This is a genomic window from Aureimonas sp. AU20 (assembly GCF_001442755.1).
Taxonomy (GTDB): Bacteria; Pseudomonadota; Alphaproteobacteria; order Rhizobiales; family Rhizobiaceae; genus Aureimonas.
The window spans coordinates 2,396,386-2,413,319 of the sequence record NZ_CP006367.1; the positions used below are offsets into that span (position 1 = coordinate 2,396,386).

10 protein-coding genes and 1 tRNA gene are annotated in these 16,934 nt (G+C 65.4%); 7 read left to right on the forward strand and 4 right to left on the reverse strand.

Annotation, left to right across the window (positions count from 1 at the left end; genetic code table 11):
* Nucleotides 1–6 precede the first annotated feature (6 nt).
* Nucleotides 7–1,188, forward strand: coding sequence for an N-acetylglucosamine-6-phosphate deacetylase (gene nagA / locus M673_RS10645; protein ID WP_061976049.1), 1,182 nt, complete (start codon nucleotides 7–9; stop codon nucleotides 1,186–1,188).
* Between the two features lie 24 nt (nucleotides 1,189–1,212).
* On the opposite strand, the gene M673_RS10650 is transcribed toward nagA, so the two are convergent.
* A complete protein-coding gene (locus M673_RS10650; RefSeq protein WP_061976050.1) occupies nucleotides 1,213–2,439 on the reverse strand; it encodes a flavin monoamine oxidase family protein in 1,227 nt (408 codons plus the stop codon).
* A gap of 676 nt (nucleotides 2,440–3,115) precedes the next feature.
* On the opposite strand from M673_RS10650, the gene M673_RS10655 reads away from it, so the two are divergent.
* Nucleotides 3,116–5,188, forward strand: a complete 2,073-nt coding sequence (locus M673_RS10655) for an NAD(+) synthase (protein WP_061976051.1) — start codon at nucleotides 3,116–3,118, stop codon at nucleotides 5,186–5,188.
* 46 nt (nucleotides 5,189–5,234) lie between these two features.
* Here M673_RS10655 and M673_RS10660 read toward each other — a convergent pair whose 3' ends face one another.
* Nucleotides 5,235–6,332, reverse strand: a complete 1,098-nt coding sequence (locus M673_RS10660; protein WP_187301251.1) for a GGDEF domain-containing protein — start codon at nucleotides 6,330–6,332, stop codon at nucleotides 5,235–5,237.
* A 170-nt stretch (nucleotides 6,333–6,502) separates the two neighbouring features.
* Nucleotides 6,503–6,578: transfer RNA gene (locus M673_RS10665), tRNA-Lys, on the reverse strand.
* Nucleotides 6,579–6,747: 169 nt separating this feature from the next.
* On the opposite strand from M673_RS10665, the gene M673_RS10670 reads away from it, so the two are divergent.
* The 3 genes from M673_RS10670 (at nucleotide 6,748) to glmS (ending at nucleotide 10,845) form a co-directional block, all read left to right on the forward strand.
* Nucleotides 6,748–7,485 (forward strand): cytochrome c biogenesis CcdA family protein, encoded by a 738-nt coding sequence (locus M673_RS10670; RefSeq protein ID WP_061977787.1) that lies wholly within the window; start codon nucleotides 6,748–6,750, stop codon nucleotides 7,483–7,485.
* Nucleotides 7,486–7,540: 55 nt separating this feature from the next.
* Complete coding sequence (gene glmU, locus M673_RS10675; protein ID WP_061976052.1) at nucleotides 7,541–8,893, forward strand: bifunctional UDP-N-acetylglucosamine diphosphorylase/glucosamine-1-phosphate N-acetyltransferase GlmU; 1,353 nt, start codon at nucleotides 7,541–7,543, stop codon at nucleotides 8,891–8,893.
* A gap of 125 nt (nucleotides 8,894–9,018) precedes the next feature.
* A complete protein-coding gene (glmS, locus tag M673_RS10680) occupies nucleotides 9,019–10,845 on the forward strand; it encodes a glutamine--fructose-6-phosphate transaminase (isomerizing) (RefSeq protein ID WP_061976053.1) in 1,827 nt (608 codons plus the stop codon).
* Between the two features lie 15 nt (nucleotides 10,846–10,860).
* Here glmS and recG read toward each other — a convergent pair whose 3' ends face one another.
* The gene (recG, locus tag M673_RS10685; protein ID WP_061976054.1) at nucleotides 10,861–12,969 is read right to left on the reverse strand and encodes an ATP-dependent DNA helicase RecG; all 2,109 of its coding nucleotides are present in this window, start codon (nucleotides 12,967–12,969) and stop codon (nucleotides 10,861–10,863) included.
* 156 nt (nucleotides 12,970–13,125) lie between these two features.
* On the opposite strand from recG, the gene M673_RS10690 reads away from it, so the two are divergent.
* Together M673_RS10690 and mfd are read left to right on the forward strand one after the other, a co-directional pair.
* Nucleotides 13,126–13,422 carry an FAD assembly factor SdhE gene (locus M673_RS10690; protein WP_061976055.1) on the forward strand — a complete coding sequence of 99 codons (297 nt, stop codon included), beginning with the start codon at nucleotides 13,126–13,128 and terminating at the stop codon, nucleotides 13,420–13,422.
* Nucleotides 13,419–16,931, forward strand: coding sequence for a transcription-repair coupling factor (mfd, locus tag M673_RS10695; protein ID WP_061976056.1), 3,513 nt, complete (start codon nucleotides 13,419–13,421; stop codon nucleotides 16,929–16,931). Before M673_RS10690 ends, mfd begins: the two co-directional genes overlap by 4 nt.
* Nucleotides 16,932–16,934: the final 3 nt, after the last annotated feature.

Sequence of the window (16,934 nt, forward strand, 5' to 3'; positions counted from 1 at the left end):
GTTTCCATGGCACGATTCGCAATTTCCGGCCCAGACATCTTCGACGGCGTGAGAACGCGCCGAAACGCGGCGCTGATCGTCAAGGACGGGCGGGTCGAGGGAATCGCCGAGAGCGTGGACCTCGACCCCGATCTGCCGGTGGAGCGGCTGGACGGTGGAACGCTGGCGCCGGGCTTCGTGGATATTCAGGTCAATGGCGGCGGCGGCGTTCTGCTGAACGACCGGCCCGATGTGGAGGGCGTTCGGGCGATCTGCGAGGCTCACTTGGGTTTCGGCACCACGTCGCTTCTGCCGACCGTGATCACGGATCGAGAGGAGGTGACCTTCGCCGCCATCGACGGCGTGCGCACGGCTCTGGCTCGCCATGTGCCGGGTTGCGGCGGCATCCATGTCGAGGGGCCGTTCATCGCGCTGAAGCGCAAGGGCGCCCACGACCCGGCCTGCGTCCGCGCCATGACCGACGAGGACGTGGCGAAGCTCTGCGCGGTGGACGTGCGCCCTTTCCTCATCACGGTCGCGACCGAGTCCGTGACTCCCGAGCAGATCGCCACGCTGTCTCGCGCCGGCATTCACGTCTCGATCGGTCATTGCGACGGTAGCTATGACGATGTGATGGCCGCCATCGCGGCCGGGGCGAGCTGCGTCACGCATCTCTTCAACGCCATGAGCCAGCTCGGCCACCGTACGCCGGGCGTCGCCGGGGCGGCGCTCGATTCGCCGGATGTCTGGGCCAGCATCATCGCGGACGGGCACCATGTTCACCCGGCCATGGTCGAACTCGCCCTGCGCGCCAAGAAGGGCGAGAACCGGATGATCGCCATTTCGGACGCGATGCCGACCGTCGGTAGCGAGGGGCAGGTCTTCGAGCTCGGCGGGCGCCGGGCGACGCGCAACGGCGGGAAGCTGACACTGGACGACGGAACGCTGGCGGGCTGCGACATCTCCATGCTCGATGCCGTCACCTATCTCGTCCGCACCATCGGCCTTTCGCTGGAAGAAGCCTTGCGCATGGCGACGGCCAATCCTGCTCGCCTCCTGCGGCGCGAGGTGGATCGCGGCTTTCTGAAAGCCGGATCGCCCGCCGATCTCGTCTGGCTGCGCGACGATCTTTCGCTCGGTCGCCTCTGGTTGCACGGCCGCGAAAGGCGAAACGAGAAGACCACGCGGCCCGCCCCGGCCCATCGCTGACGCGAGGCCGATCCGGCAGCACGCTCAACGCAGCGCCAGGATTTCCTCCGCCGCGCGCAGCCCTGTTTCCCAGGCGCCGTGCGCGGTCGAGAAGGCGTGCGTATGCGTCGCCTCTCCAGCCCAGGTGACGCGATCGTCCACCTGTTGCGCCAGGACCTGACGCGCCTCGGCATGGCCGGGGAGGGCATGGGAGTAGGAGCCGAGCGCGAACGGGTCCTGTCCCCAGGCCGTTTCGCATTCCGGTTCGATGGACCGTATGAGTTCGGCGCCGAACAGACCGCGCAGCTCTTCGAGAGCGAAGGCCGTCATGGCGCCCGGTCCCTCCGCCTCCAAAGCGGCGGCATGGCGTCCGCCGAAAAAACCTTCGATCAGCGGCTGGCCGAACGGGCGAATTTGGTAGCTGCCTGTCGCGGCCGTATCGATCCGGCCGAAGAGATGCCCCTCCACCGAAAAACGCTCGGGCTCCCGCAAGCGAAAGAAGACCTTGTTCGCCAACCCTAAGGGCAAGCCATTGGCGGCCTCGATCTTCGCGTCGAAGCGGGATGGCAGGATCAACCTTCCGCTGGCGAGCACGGTCGTGGGTACGCTCAGCACAACATGGCGCGCTTCGAGATCGCCAGCTGGGCTTTGCAGGAGCGATCCGTTCGGCCGATCTTCGATTGCCTCGACACGCACGCCGAGGCGACAGGTGACCGAACCCGCCATGGCGGAGAGGGCGGCGCCATAGCCCCGGCGTACGCGCCAGTTCACCCCGGTGTCGACGTAGCGGGCATAATCGAGAACCGAGACGCGATCGTATTCCGTCCCGTTGTAGTAGCTGCTGACCGCGTCGATCAGGGCGTTCCAGCGGCCGTTCGGTTCGAAATAACGGGAGGCCGCGTCGTCCCGGCCCTGGTCGGCCGCTTCCGCCAGCCGCTCCTCGAACGCGTCGAAAGCCTCCGCGAATTCGCGCTGCTGCTCCGGCGAAAAACCGCGATTGCCGTCCTGCTCATCCCATTTCGGCTTCGTGCGGTCGATCTCGATCCCGAGGGACTCGAAGAGGGGCACAAGCGGATTGACGTCGCCGGAATGGAGCCACTCGCAGCCGAGGTCGATCGGATCGCCCTCGCGGGTCGTGACCGTATGGGCGCGGCCGCCCAGCCGATCCCGAGCATCGATCAAAACGACGGAACGGCCGGTGGAGGCCAGGCGCCACGCGGCGCCAAGGCCCGCCGCGCCCGCACCGACGATGGCAACATCGCAGGATATCATGGGATCAATCGAAAGCTGGGTTGAGGAAGGCCGGGCGCAGTTCGACGCAAGTATCGCCTGCCAATGCCGTCAAGAGATGGCTTCCGGTTCGGCGCGGCGAGAGGCGAGTGGGACGCCGAAAGCCGCCCGAACCGGATGCTTGGAACGTGTATAGGTCGGGAAGATTGCAACACGATGAAGGTTCGTCATCAAATTGTCGGCCTCTCGATAGATCGGCGATTTAGTTCCCCAACGTGAGCCGTCAATTCCAGCACCGCGACAAAAGATCGGTGGTGATGGTTTCAGCCTATTGTCCAGCGGCTGCGATAAACTTCGATCGGCATCTCCTGCATCTCCTGCATCTCCTCAGGGTGAAGCACACACAAGGCCTTTCGGATAGGCGTCAACGATCCCGAACAACCCGTGCAGGACGCGATCGACCGGGTTACGGAAGGCCTCGTCACCGATCGGCACGACCTGAAGCGAAGGTCCCCTTGCGTCTCGCTCATGCGTGCTCCTGCCCAACCGCGAGACGAAGAGAAGCTAGAGCCATGTTGTCGGATGGCCGATGTCGAGTATCGTCGGCAGACGCAAAACCCGCGCGAATGGCCTAGAATGGGCTTCAGGCACCGGTTGATTCGTCCGGCGCATCGTCCACCTGCCTGTCCGAACGATCCGCAGATAAGGTCCGGCTACCATGTCCTTCGAGACCGCCCAGCGTCGCGTCGAACGATTCTATTCCCTGCACGAGCACGGGTTCGTGCGAGTGGCTGTCGCCACGCCCCGCGTCTTCGTCGCCGATCCCGACGCCAATGCCGTGGAAATCCTTCGCGAGGCGGAGCGCGCGGTCGAGCGCGGCGTCGATCTGGTCGTCTATCCCGAACTCTGCCTGTCGGCCTATGCGATCGACGATCTCCATCTTCAGGACGCGCTGCTGGACGATGTGGAACGGGCGGTCGGTCGCATCGCGGCCGCGTCCGCCGAACTCCCATCGGTTCTCCTGATCGGCGCGCCGATACGGCGCAACGGCCGGCTCTACAATTGCGGCATCGCAATCTCGCGCGGAGCGATCCTCGGCGTGGTGCCTAAGATTTTCCTGCCGAATTACCGCGAATATTACGAGAAGCGCTGGTTCGCCTCCGGCAGCGGCATCACCTCTTCCGCCATCGATCTCGCAGGGCAGAGGGTGCCTTTCGGCACCGATCTCCTGTTCGCCGCGACCGACCTGCCGGACTTCATCTTTCATATCGAGGTCTGCGAGGACTTCTGGTCGCCGACTCCCCCGTCCATCGACGGCGCATTAGCCGGGGCATTGCTGCTGTGCAACCTGTCGGCCTCGAACATCACCGTCGGCAAGTCGACCGATCGCCATATCCTCACCTCAGCGCATGCGATGCGATGCATGGCGGCCTATGTATATTCTGCCGCCGGGCAGGGCGAAAGCACGAACGACGTGTCGTGGGACGGGCAGGCGATGATCTACGAGGTTGGCGACCTGCTGGCCGAGTCTGAACGCTTCTCACGCGAGCCGCAGCTGACCGTCGCCGACGTCGACCTTCAACGGTTGCGGCTGGAGCGCATGCGCGTGCCGACCTTCAACGATTCCGCCGCGCGCGCGGGCCACCCGGAACTGCGATTCCGCCGGATCGAGTTCGCCCACCAGCCCTCCTTCGCCGATCACGGGCTGGAGCGGCACATCAGGCGTTTTCCCTATGTGCCCGACACGCCCGCCCGGCTGGACCAGGATTGCTACGAGGCCTTCAACATCCAGGTCCATGCGCTCATCAAGCGCTTCGAGTCGACGCCGGGCGACCGGATGGTCATCGGCGTCTCCGGGGGGTTGGATTCCACGCATGCGCTGATCGTCGCTGCTAAGGCCTGCGATACGCTCGGCCTACCGCGATCCACGATTCTCGGCTTCACCATGCCGGGCTTCGCAACGGGCGACGAGACGAAGGGCAACGCTTGGGCGCTGATGCGCGCGCTCGGCATCGAAGCCGACGAGATCGACATTCGCCCCGCCGCCCGTCAGATGCTGGGCGATATGGGCCACGCCTTCTCGTCGGGCGAACCGGTCTACGACATCACCTTCGAAAACGTGCAGGCGGGACTGCGGACCGACTATCTGTTCCGGCTGGCGAACCAGCGCAACGGCTTCGTCATTGGCACCGGCGACTTGTCGGAACTGGCGCTCGGCTGGTGCACCTACGGCGTCGGCGACCAGATGAGCCATTACGGCGTCAACTCCGGCATCCCCAAAACGCTGATCCAGTATCTGATCCGCTGGACCGTGACGACCGGCCAGTTCGACGCGGAAACGAACCGGGTGCTGACGGCAATCCTCGAAACCGAGATTTCGCCCGAGCTGGTGCCGGCCGATGCCAGCGGCGCCTTACAGAGCACCGAGTCCAAGATCGGCCCCTACGAACTCAACGACTTCTTCTTGTTCCACACCATGCGCTACGGCCAGCCGCCGGCCAAGGTCGCGTTCCTCGCGTATCACGCGTGGCGCGATCTCCAGCAGGGGCGCTGGCCCGCACACTTCCCGGAGGCGAAGAAGAACCAGTACGATCTCGCCACGATCCGGCTCTGGCTGGAGCGTTTCCTCGTTCGATTCTTTCAAACGAGCCAGTTCAAACGCACCGCCATGCCCAACGGCCCCAAGGTTTCGGCCGGCGGAAGCCTGTCGCCGCGGGGGGATTGGCGCGCGCCGTCCGACGGCCGCGCCCATGCTTGGCTCCGCGACCTCGAGCGTGTTCCGAAGACGTAAGGCGAAGCTTCGAGGTCGAACGGACTTCGTGATACTGGCTGGATGATCAGGCTGCCTTCACGCGGTCTCGTCCCGCGAGCTTGGCTTCGTAGAGGGCCGCATCGGCCTGTTCGAGGGCACGGGACAGGCTGGTCCGCGTGTCGGACAAGGCCACACCGACGCTGGCGGTGACGGGGATCGATTGGCCGTTCCACGAAATGGGCCGGCTACCGATCGCAAAGCGCAGGCGCTCGGCAAGGATCATGGCCGCGTTCCGGTCTTTCGCGGCGTAGAGGAGAACGAACTCCTCGCCTCCGAACCGTGCGAGATGGCCGTCCGCCGGCAGGATGGCCTTGGCTCGCCTTGCAAATTCCCGCAGCACCTCGTCGCCGGCCACGTGGCCGAAGCGATCGTTCACCGACTTGAAGTGATCGAGATCGGCGAAGATGACGCAGGCCGGCCCGGAGTGGCGGCGAACCGCCTCCGCTAAGCCCTCCCGATTGAGAAGCTGCGTCAGCGGATCGGTGCGCGCCTGTCTCGCTACGGCGGAGTAGGCCTTCTCGGCTTCCAGCGCGAGAATCGATGTCGTCAGTAGGATCGACACCACATGATCGACCACGAAAATGATCACGATCGACATTGCGACATGCGAGGGCTGCAACGGCAGCAGGGGCAGGCAGATCGCTACCGGAATGGAAGCCAGCGCGAGCCCGGCTAGGAGCCGGATCGGGGAGCGGGAAGGGTTGCGCGCCAGCACGTAATGGGCCGCCGCGCCTTCGTGCAGCGCATAGGCGAGGGTGCTGGCCGCGTTGATCGCCGAGGGGCTGAATCCACTTGCGGCGCATACGATATGCGCGGCGGTCGGCAGCACGAACAGCGCCACCATGGGTCTGGTCACGGCCCGTTGGTTGTCGAACAGCCGAAAGCCGCTCCAGAATAGCGAGCCTCCGAGCGACCATCCCAGCGGCGACCACACGCTGCCGTAGTAGCCGAAATCCACGAACCAGACGGACATGAACGCGCAGGTGAAGAAGCTGGCGCCAAACAGGAGATGGTGAATTTTTTCGCGATGAAGCAGCCAACAGGCGGCGAATACAGAGCCGCAAGTCGCGAACACGACGAAATCCGTGAACTGCAACGTGGGGATCGAGAGATCCATCGCCATAGGCCCAATGCGCATGGACCAAGACTTACCGAACCGAAATCTAGGGTTCCCTACGAGCGCCCGCAAATTGCGCGGGATCGTTATCCCGGAGTAAATCGCGTTGAGCGACGAATGATCGCGGCTACGAGTTTTACCGCCAGGCTGGTGGGCATTCCAAAAAAATGGGAAAATGGTGAGCGCGGTGGGACTCGAACCCACGACCACATGATTAAAAGTCACGTGCTCTACCAACTGAGCTACGCGCTCGAACCTACATGAACTCATGTACGGAATGCGCGGACCATAGAAAGGTCGCCGGTGCCGGTCAACAGCTTTTGCGATGTCATCCACACGGTTTGAACCCGATCGGCCTTCGTCGTAAGACCCCTCCAATAGGCCCTTTCGAAGGGCGATGTGGGTGAGGGCGGCTGTCTTGATTTCGGACCTTTCGTATCCGACGGCGATTTTGGCCGGAGCGCTGTCTTTCCTGTCGCCCTGCGTGCTGCCGCTGGTGCCGCCCTATCTCTGCTACATGGCCGGTGTCTCCGCCGAGGACCTGCGACGAGGCGGGTCGATGGCCGTGCCCGGCTATAGGCGGCTCGTTCTCACCGCCCTCGTCTTCGTGCTGGGATTTTCTACGGTCTTCGTTTTTCTCGGCGCGGGAGCGAGCACGCTCGGGCAGCTTCTTCGCCGCAACACGGATTGGCTCGGCCTTCTCGCGGGCATCGCGATCATTCTGATGGGACTGAAATTCCTTGGTGTTCTGCGGCTGAACTTCCTGTCGCGGGAAGCGCGCTTCCAGCCGGAGGCACCGCGTCGCTCGCTTGGCGGCGCCTATCTCATGGGCCTTGCCTTCGCCTTCGGTTGGACGCCCTGCATCGGCCCGGTGCTGGGGCTGATTCTCGGCCTTGCCGGCGCACGCCAGTCCGTGAGCGAAGGCATGGTGATGCTGAGCCTTTATTCGGCCGGCCTCGGCATTCCCTTCGTCCTCGCCGCCGCATTTTCCGCCAGCTTCCTGCGCGCCATGGGTCGCATTCGTTCGCATTTCGGCGCGGTCGAAAAGGCGATGGGTGTCATGCTGGTGGCGACGGGCGTTCTGTTCCTGACGGGCGGCATGCAGGCCATGTCCTTCTGGCTCCTGGAAACCTTCCCGGCCCTTCAAAAGATCGGCTGATCTCCCTATCGCCATGCGCACCAAACGACGCTTCTTTGTTTCGAGGACTCCTCCCATGAGCCGCACCTGCCTTTCCATCGTCCTTGCCGCAGGCGAGGGAACGCGCATGAAATCGACGCGCGCCAAGGTGCTGCACGAGGTCGCCCATCGCCCGCTCGTGCTGCACGCTGTGGATGCCGCGATGCGCGCCGGATCGAGCGAAATAGTTGTGGTCGTCGGCCGCGATGCCGAAAGCGTCGTGCGCCTGGTCTCGGGCTTCGAACCGCCCTTGCGCCATTTCGCGCAGGCGGAACGTCTCGGCACGGCGCATGCGGTGCTCGCGGCGCGCGGCGCTCTGGCCGATCGCTTTGACGACGTGCTCGTGCTGTTCGGCGACACGCCGCTCGTGCGGCCCGAAACGCTGCTTGCGGCGCGGGCCGAGATCGCGGCGGGTGCTGCAGTGTGCGTCGTCGGGTTCCGCAGCCGCAAGCCGACCGGCTATGGCCGCCTGATCCGCGAGGGTGATGAACTCGTCGCCATTCGCGAGGAAAAGGACGCCTCGCCCGAAGAGCGGCTAATCGATCTCTGTAATGGCGGGGTCATGGCGATCGACGGTGGCCGCGCGCTCGACCTTCTCGAACGCATCGGCAACAGCAATGCCAAGGGCGAATATTATCTCACCGACATCGTCTCCGTGGCGCGAAGCGAGGGCTTGTCCGTGCGGCTCGTCACGGCCGAGGAGGAGGACGTGCTCGGGGTCAACACCCGGCTGGAACTCGCCCGGGTCGAAGCGATCTGGCAGGAGCGCCGCCGCGAGGAGGCGATGCTCTCTGGCGTGACCTTGATTGCGCCGGAGACGGTCTTCTTCGCGGCCGACACGGTGGTCGAGCCCGATGTCGCGATCGAGCCGAACGTCGTTTTCGGTCCGGGCGTTCACATTCGCAGCGGCGCGGTTCTTCGCGCCTTCAGCCATATTGAGGGCGCGTCCGTGGGTGCGAAGGCGAGCGTCGGCCCCTTCGCTCGGCTGCGGCCGGGCACGGACCTGCGGGACGGGGCGAAGGTCGGCAACTTCGTGGAGATCAAGAGCACTACGGTCGGCCAAGACGCGAAGGTCAGCCATCTCACCTATCTCGGCGACGCCAGCGTGGGCGCGGAAGCCAATATCGGCGCCGGCACGATCACCTGCAATTACGACGGGTTCAACAAGTACCGCACGGTGATCGGCGCCGGTGCCTTCATCGGGTCGAACTCCGCTCTGGTCGCGCCGCTGTTGATCGGCGACGGGGCGTATGTCGCCTCGGGCAGCGTCGTGACGGAAGATGTGCCGGCCGATGCGCTGGCCTTTGGCCGGGCGCGACAGGTGGTAAAAGAGGGGCGCGGGCGCGAGATCAACGCGCGCAACGCCGCGCGCAAGGCGAGCCAAAGCTGACGCGCGGCCGCGATCTCTAAAAACCAGCAATGAAAATTGAGCGACGGTTTTGCGCCGTCGCGCTATCAGCAGACGGCGCGAAGCACCGGACCGGCCGGGGCTTTCCCGAAAGGATCGGTTCGCTCATGTGTGGCATCATCGGAATCATCAGCCAAGCCCCCGTCGCCTCGCGGCTCGTGGACTCGCTGAAGCGCCTGGAATACCGGGGCTATGATTCCGCCGGCATCGCGACGCTGGAAGACGGCGCGCTGGCACGACGCCGTGCGGCGGGGAAGCTGCGCAATCTGGAAGCCGTGCTCACTGAGCAGCCGCTCCAGGGGACGATCGGCATCGGACACACGCGCTGGGCCACCCATGGCGTGCCGAACGAGGCGAACGCCCATCCGCATTCGACCCAGCGGCTGTCCGTCGTTCACAACGGCATCATCGAGAATTTCCGCGAGTTGAAGACCGAACTCGCCGCCGACGGATACGCGTTCGAGAGCGAGACGGATTCGGAGGTCGTCGCGGTCTATGTAACGCGGCAGATCGACCGGGGCATGGGCCCGCAGGAGGCCGTCGCCTCCACTCTGAAGGTTCTCGAAGGCGCCTTCTCGCTCGCCTTCCTGTTCGACGGCGACACCAAGCTTCTGATCGGCGCGCGGCGCGGCAGCCCGCTGGCGATCGGCGAGGGTGAGGGCGAGATGTTCCTCGGCTCGGACGCCATCGCGCTGTCGCCCTTCACCGATTCCGTGCGCTATCTCGAGGATGGCGACTGGGCTGTCCTGTCGCATCGGGGCGCCGAGATTTTCGACGAGCACGACCAGCCGGTGGACCGACCGGTTCGGCGTTCCGTCGGCGAGGCCTTCTATGTCGACAAGGGCAATCATCGTCATTTCATGCAGAAGGAAATGTACGAGCAGCCAGAGGTGCTCTCCCATACGCTGGGGGCCTTCGTGGACATGACGAGCGGGCGCACGCGCCTGCCGCAGGGCCAGGCGTTCGACTTCTCCAAGGTTCGTCGCATCGCCATGTCGGCCTGCGGCACGGGCTATTACGCCGCTTTGGTCGGCCGCTATTTCTTCGAGCGCTTTGCCGGTATCGCCTGCGATCTCGATGTCGCCTCCGAGTTTCGCTATCGCGAAAGTCCGCTTGGCGATGTGGACCTTGCGCTCTTCGTCTCTCAGTCCGGCGAAACGGCCGATACGCTGGCCTCGCTGCGCTACGCCAAGGAGTCTGGGCTCAAGACTGCGGTGGTCGTCAACGTGCAGGAATCCACCATGGCGCGGGAGGCGGATCTGGTCTTCCCGACGCTGGCCGGGCCGGAGATCGGCGTCGCCTCCACCAAGGCCTTCACCTGCCAGCTGATGGCCCTGGCCGCGCTGGCGGTGCATGCCGGCGTCGAGCGCGGCGTGATCTCGGGCGATGGCGAGCTGGAGCTGACGCGGGCGCTCGCCGAGGCGCCGCGCCTCGTCAACGCCGCGCTGCATCTGGAGGATCAGGTCGAGAGCCTGTCGCGCGAGATGGCAACGCATCGCCATGCGCTGTTCCTTGGGCGCGGCTTTTCCTTTCCGCTGGCGCTGGAGGGCGCGCTGAAGCTGAAGGAAATCAGCTACATCCACGCCGAGGGGTATGCCGCCGGCGAACTGAAGCACGGGCCGATCGCGCTGATCGACGAGACCATGCCGGTCGTGGTCGTAGCGCCGCATGACCGGGTGTTCGAGAAGACCGTGTCCAACATGCAGGAGGTCGCCGCGCGCGGCGGGCGGATCATCCTCCTGACCGACGAGGCGGGCGCCGCGTCCGGCGCGGTGCAGACGGTGAACACGCTGGTCCTGCCCAACATGCCGGAAATCCTGACGCCGATCGTCTTCGCGATCCCGCTCCAGCTCCTGGCCTATCACACGGCCGTGCAGATGGGCACGGATGTCGATCAGCCGCGCAATCTGGCAAAATCCGTCACCGTCGAATAGCGCGCCGACCAGCGCTCAGCCGGCGCGCAGAAGCTTGATCGCGTCGTCCTTGCCGAAGAGGTAGAGAAGGGCGCGAACGGCCTCGCCCCGCTTCGAGCCGAGTTCGGGGTCGGTCGCGATCAGCAGCCGCGCGTCGTCGCGCGCGGATTCCATGAGATCGGCATGGGCTTCGAGATCGGCGATGCGGAAACTTTGCATTCCGGATTGCCGCGTGCCCAGCAGATCGCCTTCGCCGCGCAGCTTCAGGTCTTCCTCGGCGATACGGAATCCGTCCTCCGTTTCGCGCATCACGGCAAGCCGCGCCTTGGCGGCTTCGCCCAGCGGCGCGCGATAGAGAAGGACGCAGGAGGACGGCTTGTCGCCTCGCCCGACTCGACCGCGCAACTGGTGCAATTGCGACAGGCCGAAGCGCTCGGCATGTTCGATCACGATGATCGAGGCATCGGGCACGTCGACGCCGACCTCGATCACCGTCGTCGCCACCACGATGCGCGTGCGGCCCGACTTGAAGTCGGCCATGGCGGCGTCCTTCTCGGCGCCGGTCATCCGGCCATGCACGAGCCCGACCTGATTGCCGAAGAACTGGCGGAGCACCTCGGCGCGCTCCTCGGCCGCCGTCAGATCGCTCGTCTCGGTTTCCTCCACCAGCGGGCAGACCCAATAAAGCTTCTCGCCTTCTTCGATGGCGCGCCCGGCGCGGGCGACGACCTCTTCCAGCCGATCGAACGACACGGCGACGGTGGTGATCGGCTTGCGGCCCGCCGGCTTGCCGTGGAGACGCGACACGTCCATGTCACCGAAGGCCGCGAGCACCAGCGTGCGCGGAATGGGCGTCGCCGTCATTACCAGAAGATCGGGCGCGCTGCCCTTGCGGGTGAGACGAAGCCGCTGCTCCACGCCGAATCGATGCTGCTCGTCTACCACGACGAGGCCGAGATTGTGATAGGCGACATCGTCCTGGAACAGGGCATGCGTGCCCACAATGATGTCGATCTCGCCCGACGCGATCGCGGCGAGCTTGCCCTCGCGCGTCTTCCCCGTGTCTCGTCCGGTCAGAAGCGCGATCGAAAGCCCCGCCGCGTCGCAGTAGCGCGAAAGGCCAGCGAAGTGCTGACGGGCGAGGATTTCAGTGGGTGCCAGCAGCACGGACTGGGCGCCCGATTCCTTGGCCGCCGACATGGCGAGCAGGGCGACCACGGTCTTGCCGGCGCCGACATCGCCCTGCAGCAGCCGGACCATACGCTCCGGCCGCGCCATGTCGGCGAAGATTTCTGAAAGCGACTCATTCTGCCCGGGCGTAAGCTTGAAGGGGAGCGAGCTTTCGGCCCGGGCGCGGATGGCGCCATCCGTGCCGAGGCTGCGCCCGGCTTCCTGCTTCATGCGCCGGCGCGAGAGGGCGAGCGCCAATTGGCTCGCCAGAAATTCGTCATAGGCGAGGCGACGGAAGGCGGGGTTGGCGAGGTCGAGATCCTTGGGGTCTTGGAGCTTGTGCAGGCTTTCCAACGCCGCGCGAAAGGGCGGGAAGCCTTCGCGCTTGAGGATGCTCGGCTCGATCCATTCGGCGAGTTCCGGCAGTTTTTCCAGCGCGTTGGCAACGCCGCGCCGCAGAACCTTGGGCGAAAGGCCCGCTGTCATGGGGTAGACCGGCTCGACCAGCGGCAGGCTTTCGGCATCCTCGGCGCTGCCGACGAAATCGGGATGCACCATCGAGGCGCGGCCGTTGAAACGATCCACCTTGCCGGAGACGAGCAGCGTTTCGCCCAGCGGAAACAGCTTTTCCAGCCATTGCGACTGGGCGCGGAAATAAACCAGCGCGATCTCGCCCGAGGCGTCGTGCGCGATGACGCGCGTCGGCTGATTGCGGGCCTCGCGGGATGGGAACTGATAGTGGTCGATGCACACTTCCAGCGTGACGATCACGCCGTCGGGCGCCGAGGCGATCTGCTCGCGGCGACGCCGGTCGATTGCGCCACTCGGCAGATGGAACAGGAGATCGCGCACCTTGGCGACGCCGCCGGCGCCCGGCGGCGCGACGAGCCCGCCGATCAGGACGGAGACCTTCGGCCCGACGCCGGTCAGCGTCGAGACGGAGGCGAAGAGCGGGTCGAGAATCGAGGCGCGCATGGAAGCGGTGTTTATCGTCTGTTCTCGTTTTTGGATAGGCTGACAGGCCGGGACGCGGCAACTATATAGGGACCGTGACCGAACCGGACCTTGCCCCCGAGCGGGGAAGCGATCTGGCGAAACCTGTTTGAGACCTGAAACAATCGGACGATCGCGATGACCGGAACCACACGCTCCTCCAGCGATCTCGACCCGCGTCGGCGCAAGGCCCTGTTCCGGTCCTGGCATCGGGGGACGCGCGAGATGGATCTGGTTCTCGGCCGCTTCGCCGACGCCGAGATCGGCCATCTCAACGACGAGGATCTCGGCGTCTACGAGCTTCTGATGGAGGCGCCCGACCGCGACCTCTTCTCCTGGCTGACGGGCACCGAGGAAACTCCGGCAAACTACGACACTCCGGTCTTCCAGCGCATCCGTACCTTCTACGCCCTGAACCAGGTGGTGGCTTCGTGAGCAGTCCCGCCGTCGTCAAGAAGGCGCTGGAGAAGGGCGTCGGCCTGCGCATCGGCAATGTGCTGGATGGCTACGAGCCGTTCCTGCTTGCCGAGATCGCGCGGGCTCGCGGCAAGAACAAGCCGGTCGTCTTCGTCATGCGCGATGGCAACCGCATGGGCGAGATCGAGGACGCGCTGCGCTTTATCGCGCCGGACCTGCCGGTTCTCTCGCTTCCGGCCTGGGACTGCCTTCCTTATGACCGCGTCGGCCCATCGTCGGAAGCGGCGGCGCGCCGCCTTTCGGCCCTCTCGGCCATCGCCTCGCTTCAGCGCGATCCCCATCGCGCTCTGATCCTGACCAGTGCAAATGCGCTCCTGCAGAAGATGCCGCCGCGCAAGGTGCTGGAGGAGGAGACGATCTCCGCCCGCGCGAGCGGGCGCATCGCCATGGAGCAGATCGTCCAGGTGCTCGGACGCGGCGGCTTCGAGCGGGTGACGACGGTGCGCGAGCGCGGCGAGTTCGCGGTGCGCGGCGGCATTCTGGACCTTTTCGCGCCGAGCGACGAGGAGCCGGTTCGGCTCGACTTCTTCGGCGACACGCTGGAATCCATTCGCTCCTTCGACCCCGCGACGCAGCGTACCACAGGACAGCGCAAGAGCTTCGAACTCGCGCCCGTCTCGGAAGTATCGCTGAAGGACGAGACGATCTCGCGCTTCCGCTCCAACTACGTGAAGCGCTTCGGCGCCCCGGCGCGCAACGACGCGCTCTACACCTCGATCAGCGAGGGCAAGCGCTTCTCCGGCATGGAGCACTGGCTGCCGCTCTTCTACGAGAGCGTCGAGACGCTGTTCGACTATATCGACGGCTTTCCGCTGGTGCTGGACCATCTCGTGTCCGAGGCGGTGGGCGAGCGACGCAAGCTCGTGCAGGACTATTACGAGGCGCGCCGACGCGGCGTCGCCGAGAACAGCGCCGAGTCCGTTCCCTACAACCCGCTCGGGCCTCAGGAACTTTATCTCACCGAGGACGAGCTGAGCGGCGGCCTCGCCAGAGCCGACCCGGTGCGCCTGTCTTCCTATGCCGTAACCGATGCCGGCTTCCAGATCGACACGGTCAATCTCGATGTGCAGCGCGGGCGCGACTTCGCGGCCGAGCGGCAGGCGGGCGACGTCAACGTCTTCACCGCCGCCGTGGATCACATCTCGCGCCTGCGGGCGGACGGCAAGCAGGTAATCCTGGCAGCTTGGTCGGAAGGCTCGCGCGAGCGCCTGACGCAGGTGGTCGAGGAGCATGGGCTCGGCAACATCAAGCCGGTCGACACGCTGAAACAGGCGCTCGAAGCCGGGCGCCACATGGTGGCGACGGCGATCCTGGGCGTCGAGGCCGGCTTCGAGACCGACCGTTTCGTCGTCGTCGGCGAGCAGGACATTCTGGGCGATCGTCTCGTCCGGCGGGGCCGTCGCAAGAAGCGCGGCTCGGACTATATCTCCGAGGTCACGGGCCTCAACGAAGGCGACATCGTCGTCCATGTCGATCACGGCATCGGCCGCTTCGTCGGCCTGCGCACGATCGAGGCGATGGGCGCGCCGCACGACTGCCTAGAGCTGCGCTACGCCAACGACGACCGGCTCTTTCTGCCGGTCGAAAACATCGAGCTCCTGTCGCGCTATGGCGGCGAGGGGATGGATGCGACGCTGGACAAGCTCGGCGGCGGCGCCTGGCAGGCGCGCAAGGCCAAGCTCAAGAAGCGGCTTCTCGACATGGCGGGCGGCCTCATCCGCATCGCCGCCGAACGCGAGATGCGCGGCGCGCCGAGACTGCTGCCGCCCGAAGGACTATGGGCCGAATTCCAGGCGCGCTTCCCCTATGAGGAAACCGAGGACCAGCTTAACGCGATCGAGGCGGTGGCCGACGATCTTGCGCAAGGGCGCCCGATGGACCGGCTCGTCTGCGGCGATGTCGGCTTCGGCAAGACCGAGGTCGCCCTTCGCGGGGCGTTCCTTGCGGCGATGAACGGGCTGCAGGTCGCGGTGGTCGTGCCGACGACCCTTCTGGCGCGCCAGCATTTCAAGACCTTCTCCGAGCGCTTCCGGGGCCTGCCGCTCAACGTCGCGCAGGCATCGCGGCTGGTGACCACCAAGGAGCTGAACGAGGTCAAGAAGGGCGTCACGGCCGGCACGGTCGACATCGTCGTCGGCACCCATGCGCTTCTGGGCAAGGGCATCACCTTCAAGAACCTCGGCCTTCTCATCATCGACGAGGAGCAGCATTTCGGTGTCAAGCACAAGGAGCGGCTGAAAGAGCTGAAGTCGGACATCCACGTCCTGACGCTTTCGGCGACCCCAATCCCCCGCACCCTGCAATTGGCGCTGACAGGCGTGCGGGAGCTTTCGCTCATCACCACGCCGCCGGTGGACCGTATGGCGGTGCGCACCTTCGTCACGCCCTTCGATCCGCTCGTGGTGCGCGAGACGCTGCTGCGCGAGCGCTATCGCGGCGGCCAGAGCTTCTATGTCGCGCCTCGCCTCGCCGATCTTGCCGGCATCAAGGAGTTCCTGGACGAGCAGGTGCCGGAATTGAAGGTCGCGGTTGCGCATGGCCAGATGCCGGCGGGCGAACTCGACGACATCATGAACGCCTTCTACGAGGGTCGCTACGACGTCCTCCTGTCCACGACGATCGTGGAGTCGGGCCTCGACATTCCCTCGGCCAACACGATGATCGTGCACCGGGCGGACATGTTCGGCCTCGCGCAGCTCTACCAGCTGCGCGGCCGCGTCGGGCGCTCCAAGCAGCGCGCCTATGCGCTCCTGACCATTCCCGCCAACAAGACGCCGACGGCCGGTGCCGACCGCCGCCTTAAGGTGCTGCAGTCGCTGGACAAGCTCGGGGCCGGCTTCCAGCTCGCCAGCCACGATCTCGACCAGCGCGGCGCTGGCAATCTGCTCGGCGACGAGCAGAGTGGACATATCAAGGAGGTCGGCTTCGAGCTCTACCAGCAAATGCTGGAAGAGGCCGTGGCCGAGATGAAGGGCGTCGAGGTCGAGACCGACGGCACCTGGTCGCCACAGATCTCGCTCGGCACGGCCGTGATGATCCCGGAAAGCTATGTGCCGGACCTGCAGCTTCGCATGACGCTCTATCGGCGCCTCGCCGAGCTGGAGGACGCGCGAGAGATCGACGCCTTCGGCGCGGAACTGATCGATCGGTTCGGCAAGCTGCCGGTGGAAGTCGAGCATCTCCTGAAGGTCGTGTTCATCAAGGCGCTCTGCCGCAAGGCCAATATCGAGAAGCTCGATGCGGGGCCGAAGGGCCTCGTCATCCAGTTCCGCGACAAGACCTTCGCCAATCCCGCCGCTCTGGTGCGATATATCGGCGAGCAGGGGCCGGCGGCGAAGATCCGGCCGGACCAGTCCATCGTGCTCGCTCGCGTCTGGGAAAAGCCGGAACAGCGCCTCAACGGCGCCGCCGGCATCGCGACGCAGCTTGCCCGCTTCGTGGACGAGGGGCAGAAGAAGGCGGCTTGAGCC

Bases quoted from the DNA above. Each gene is read 5' to 3' on its own strand.
- nagA (WP_061976049.1), top strand. From the start codon at position 7: ATGGCACGATTCGCAATTTCCGGCCCAGACATCTTCGACGGCGTGAGA.
- M673_RS10650 (WP_061976050.1), bottom strand. From the start codon at position 2,439: ATGATATCCTGCGATGTTGCCATCGTCGGTGCGGGCGCGGCGGGCCTT.
- M673_RS10655 (WP_061976051.1), top strand. From the start codon at position 3,116: ATGTCCTTCGAGACCGCCCAGCGTCGCGTCGAACGATTCTATTCCCTG.
- M673_RS10660 (WP_187301251.1), bottom strand. From the start codon at position 6,332: ATGGCGATGGATCTCTCGATCCCCACGTTGCAGTTCACGGATTTCGTC.
- glmU (WP_061976052.1), top strand. From the start codon at position 7,541: ATGAGCCGCACCTGCCTTTCCATCGTCCTTGCCGCAGGCGAGGGAACG.
- glmS (WP_061976053.1), top strand. From the start codon at position 9,019: ATGTGTGGCATCATCGGAATCATCAGCCAAGCCCCCGTCGCCTCGCGG.
- recG (WP_061976054.1), bottom strand. From the start codon at position 12,969: ATGCGCGCCTCGATTCTCGACCCGCTCTTCGCCTCCGTCTCGACGCTG.
- M673_RS10690 (WP_061976055.1), top strand. From the start codon at position 13,126: ATGACCGGAACCACACGCTCCTCCAGCGATCTCGACCCGCGTCGGCGC.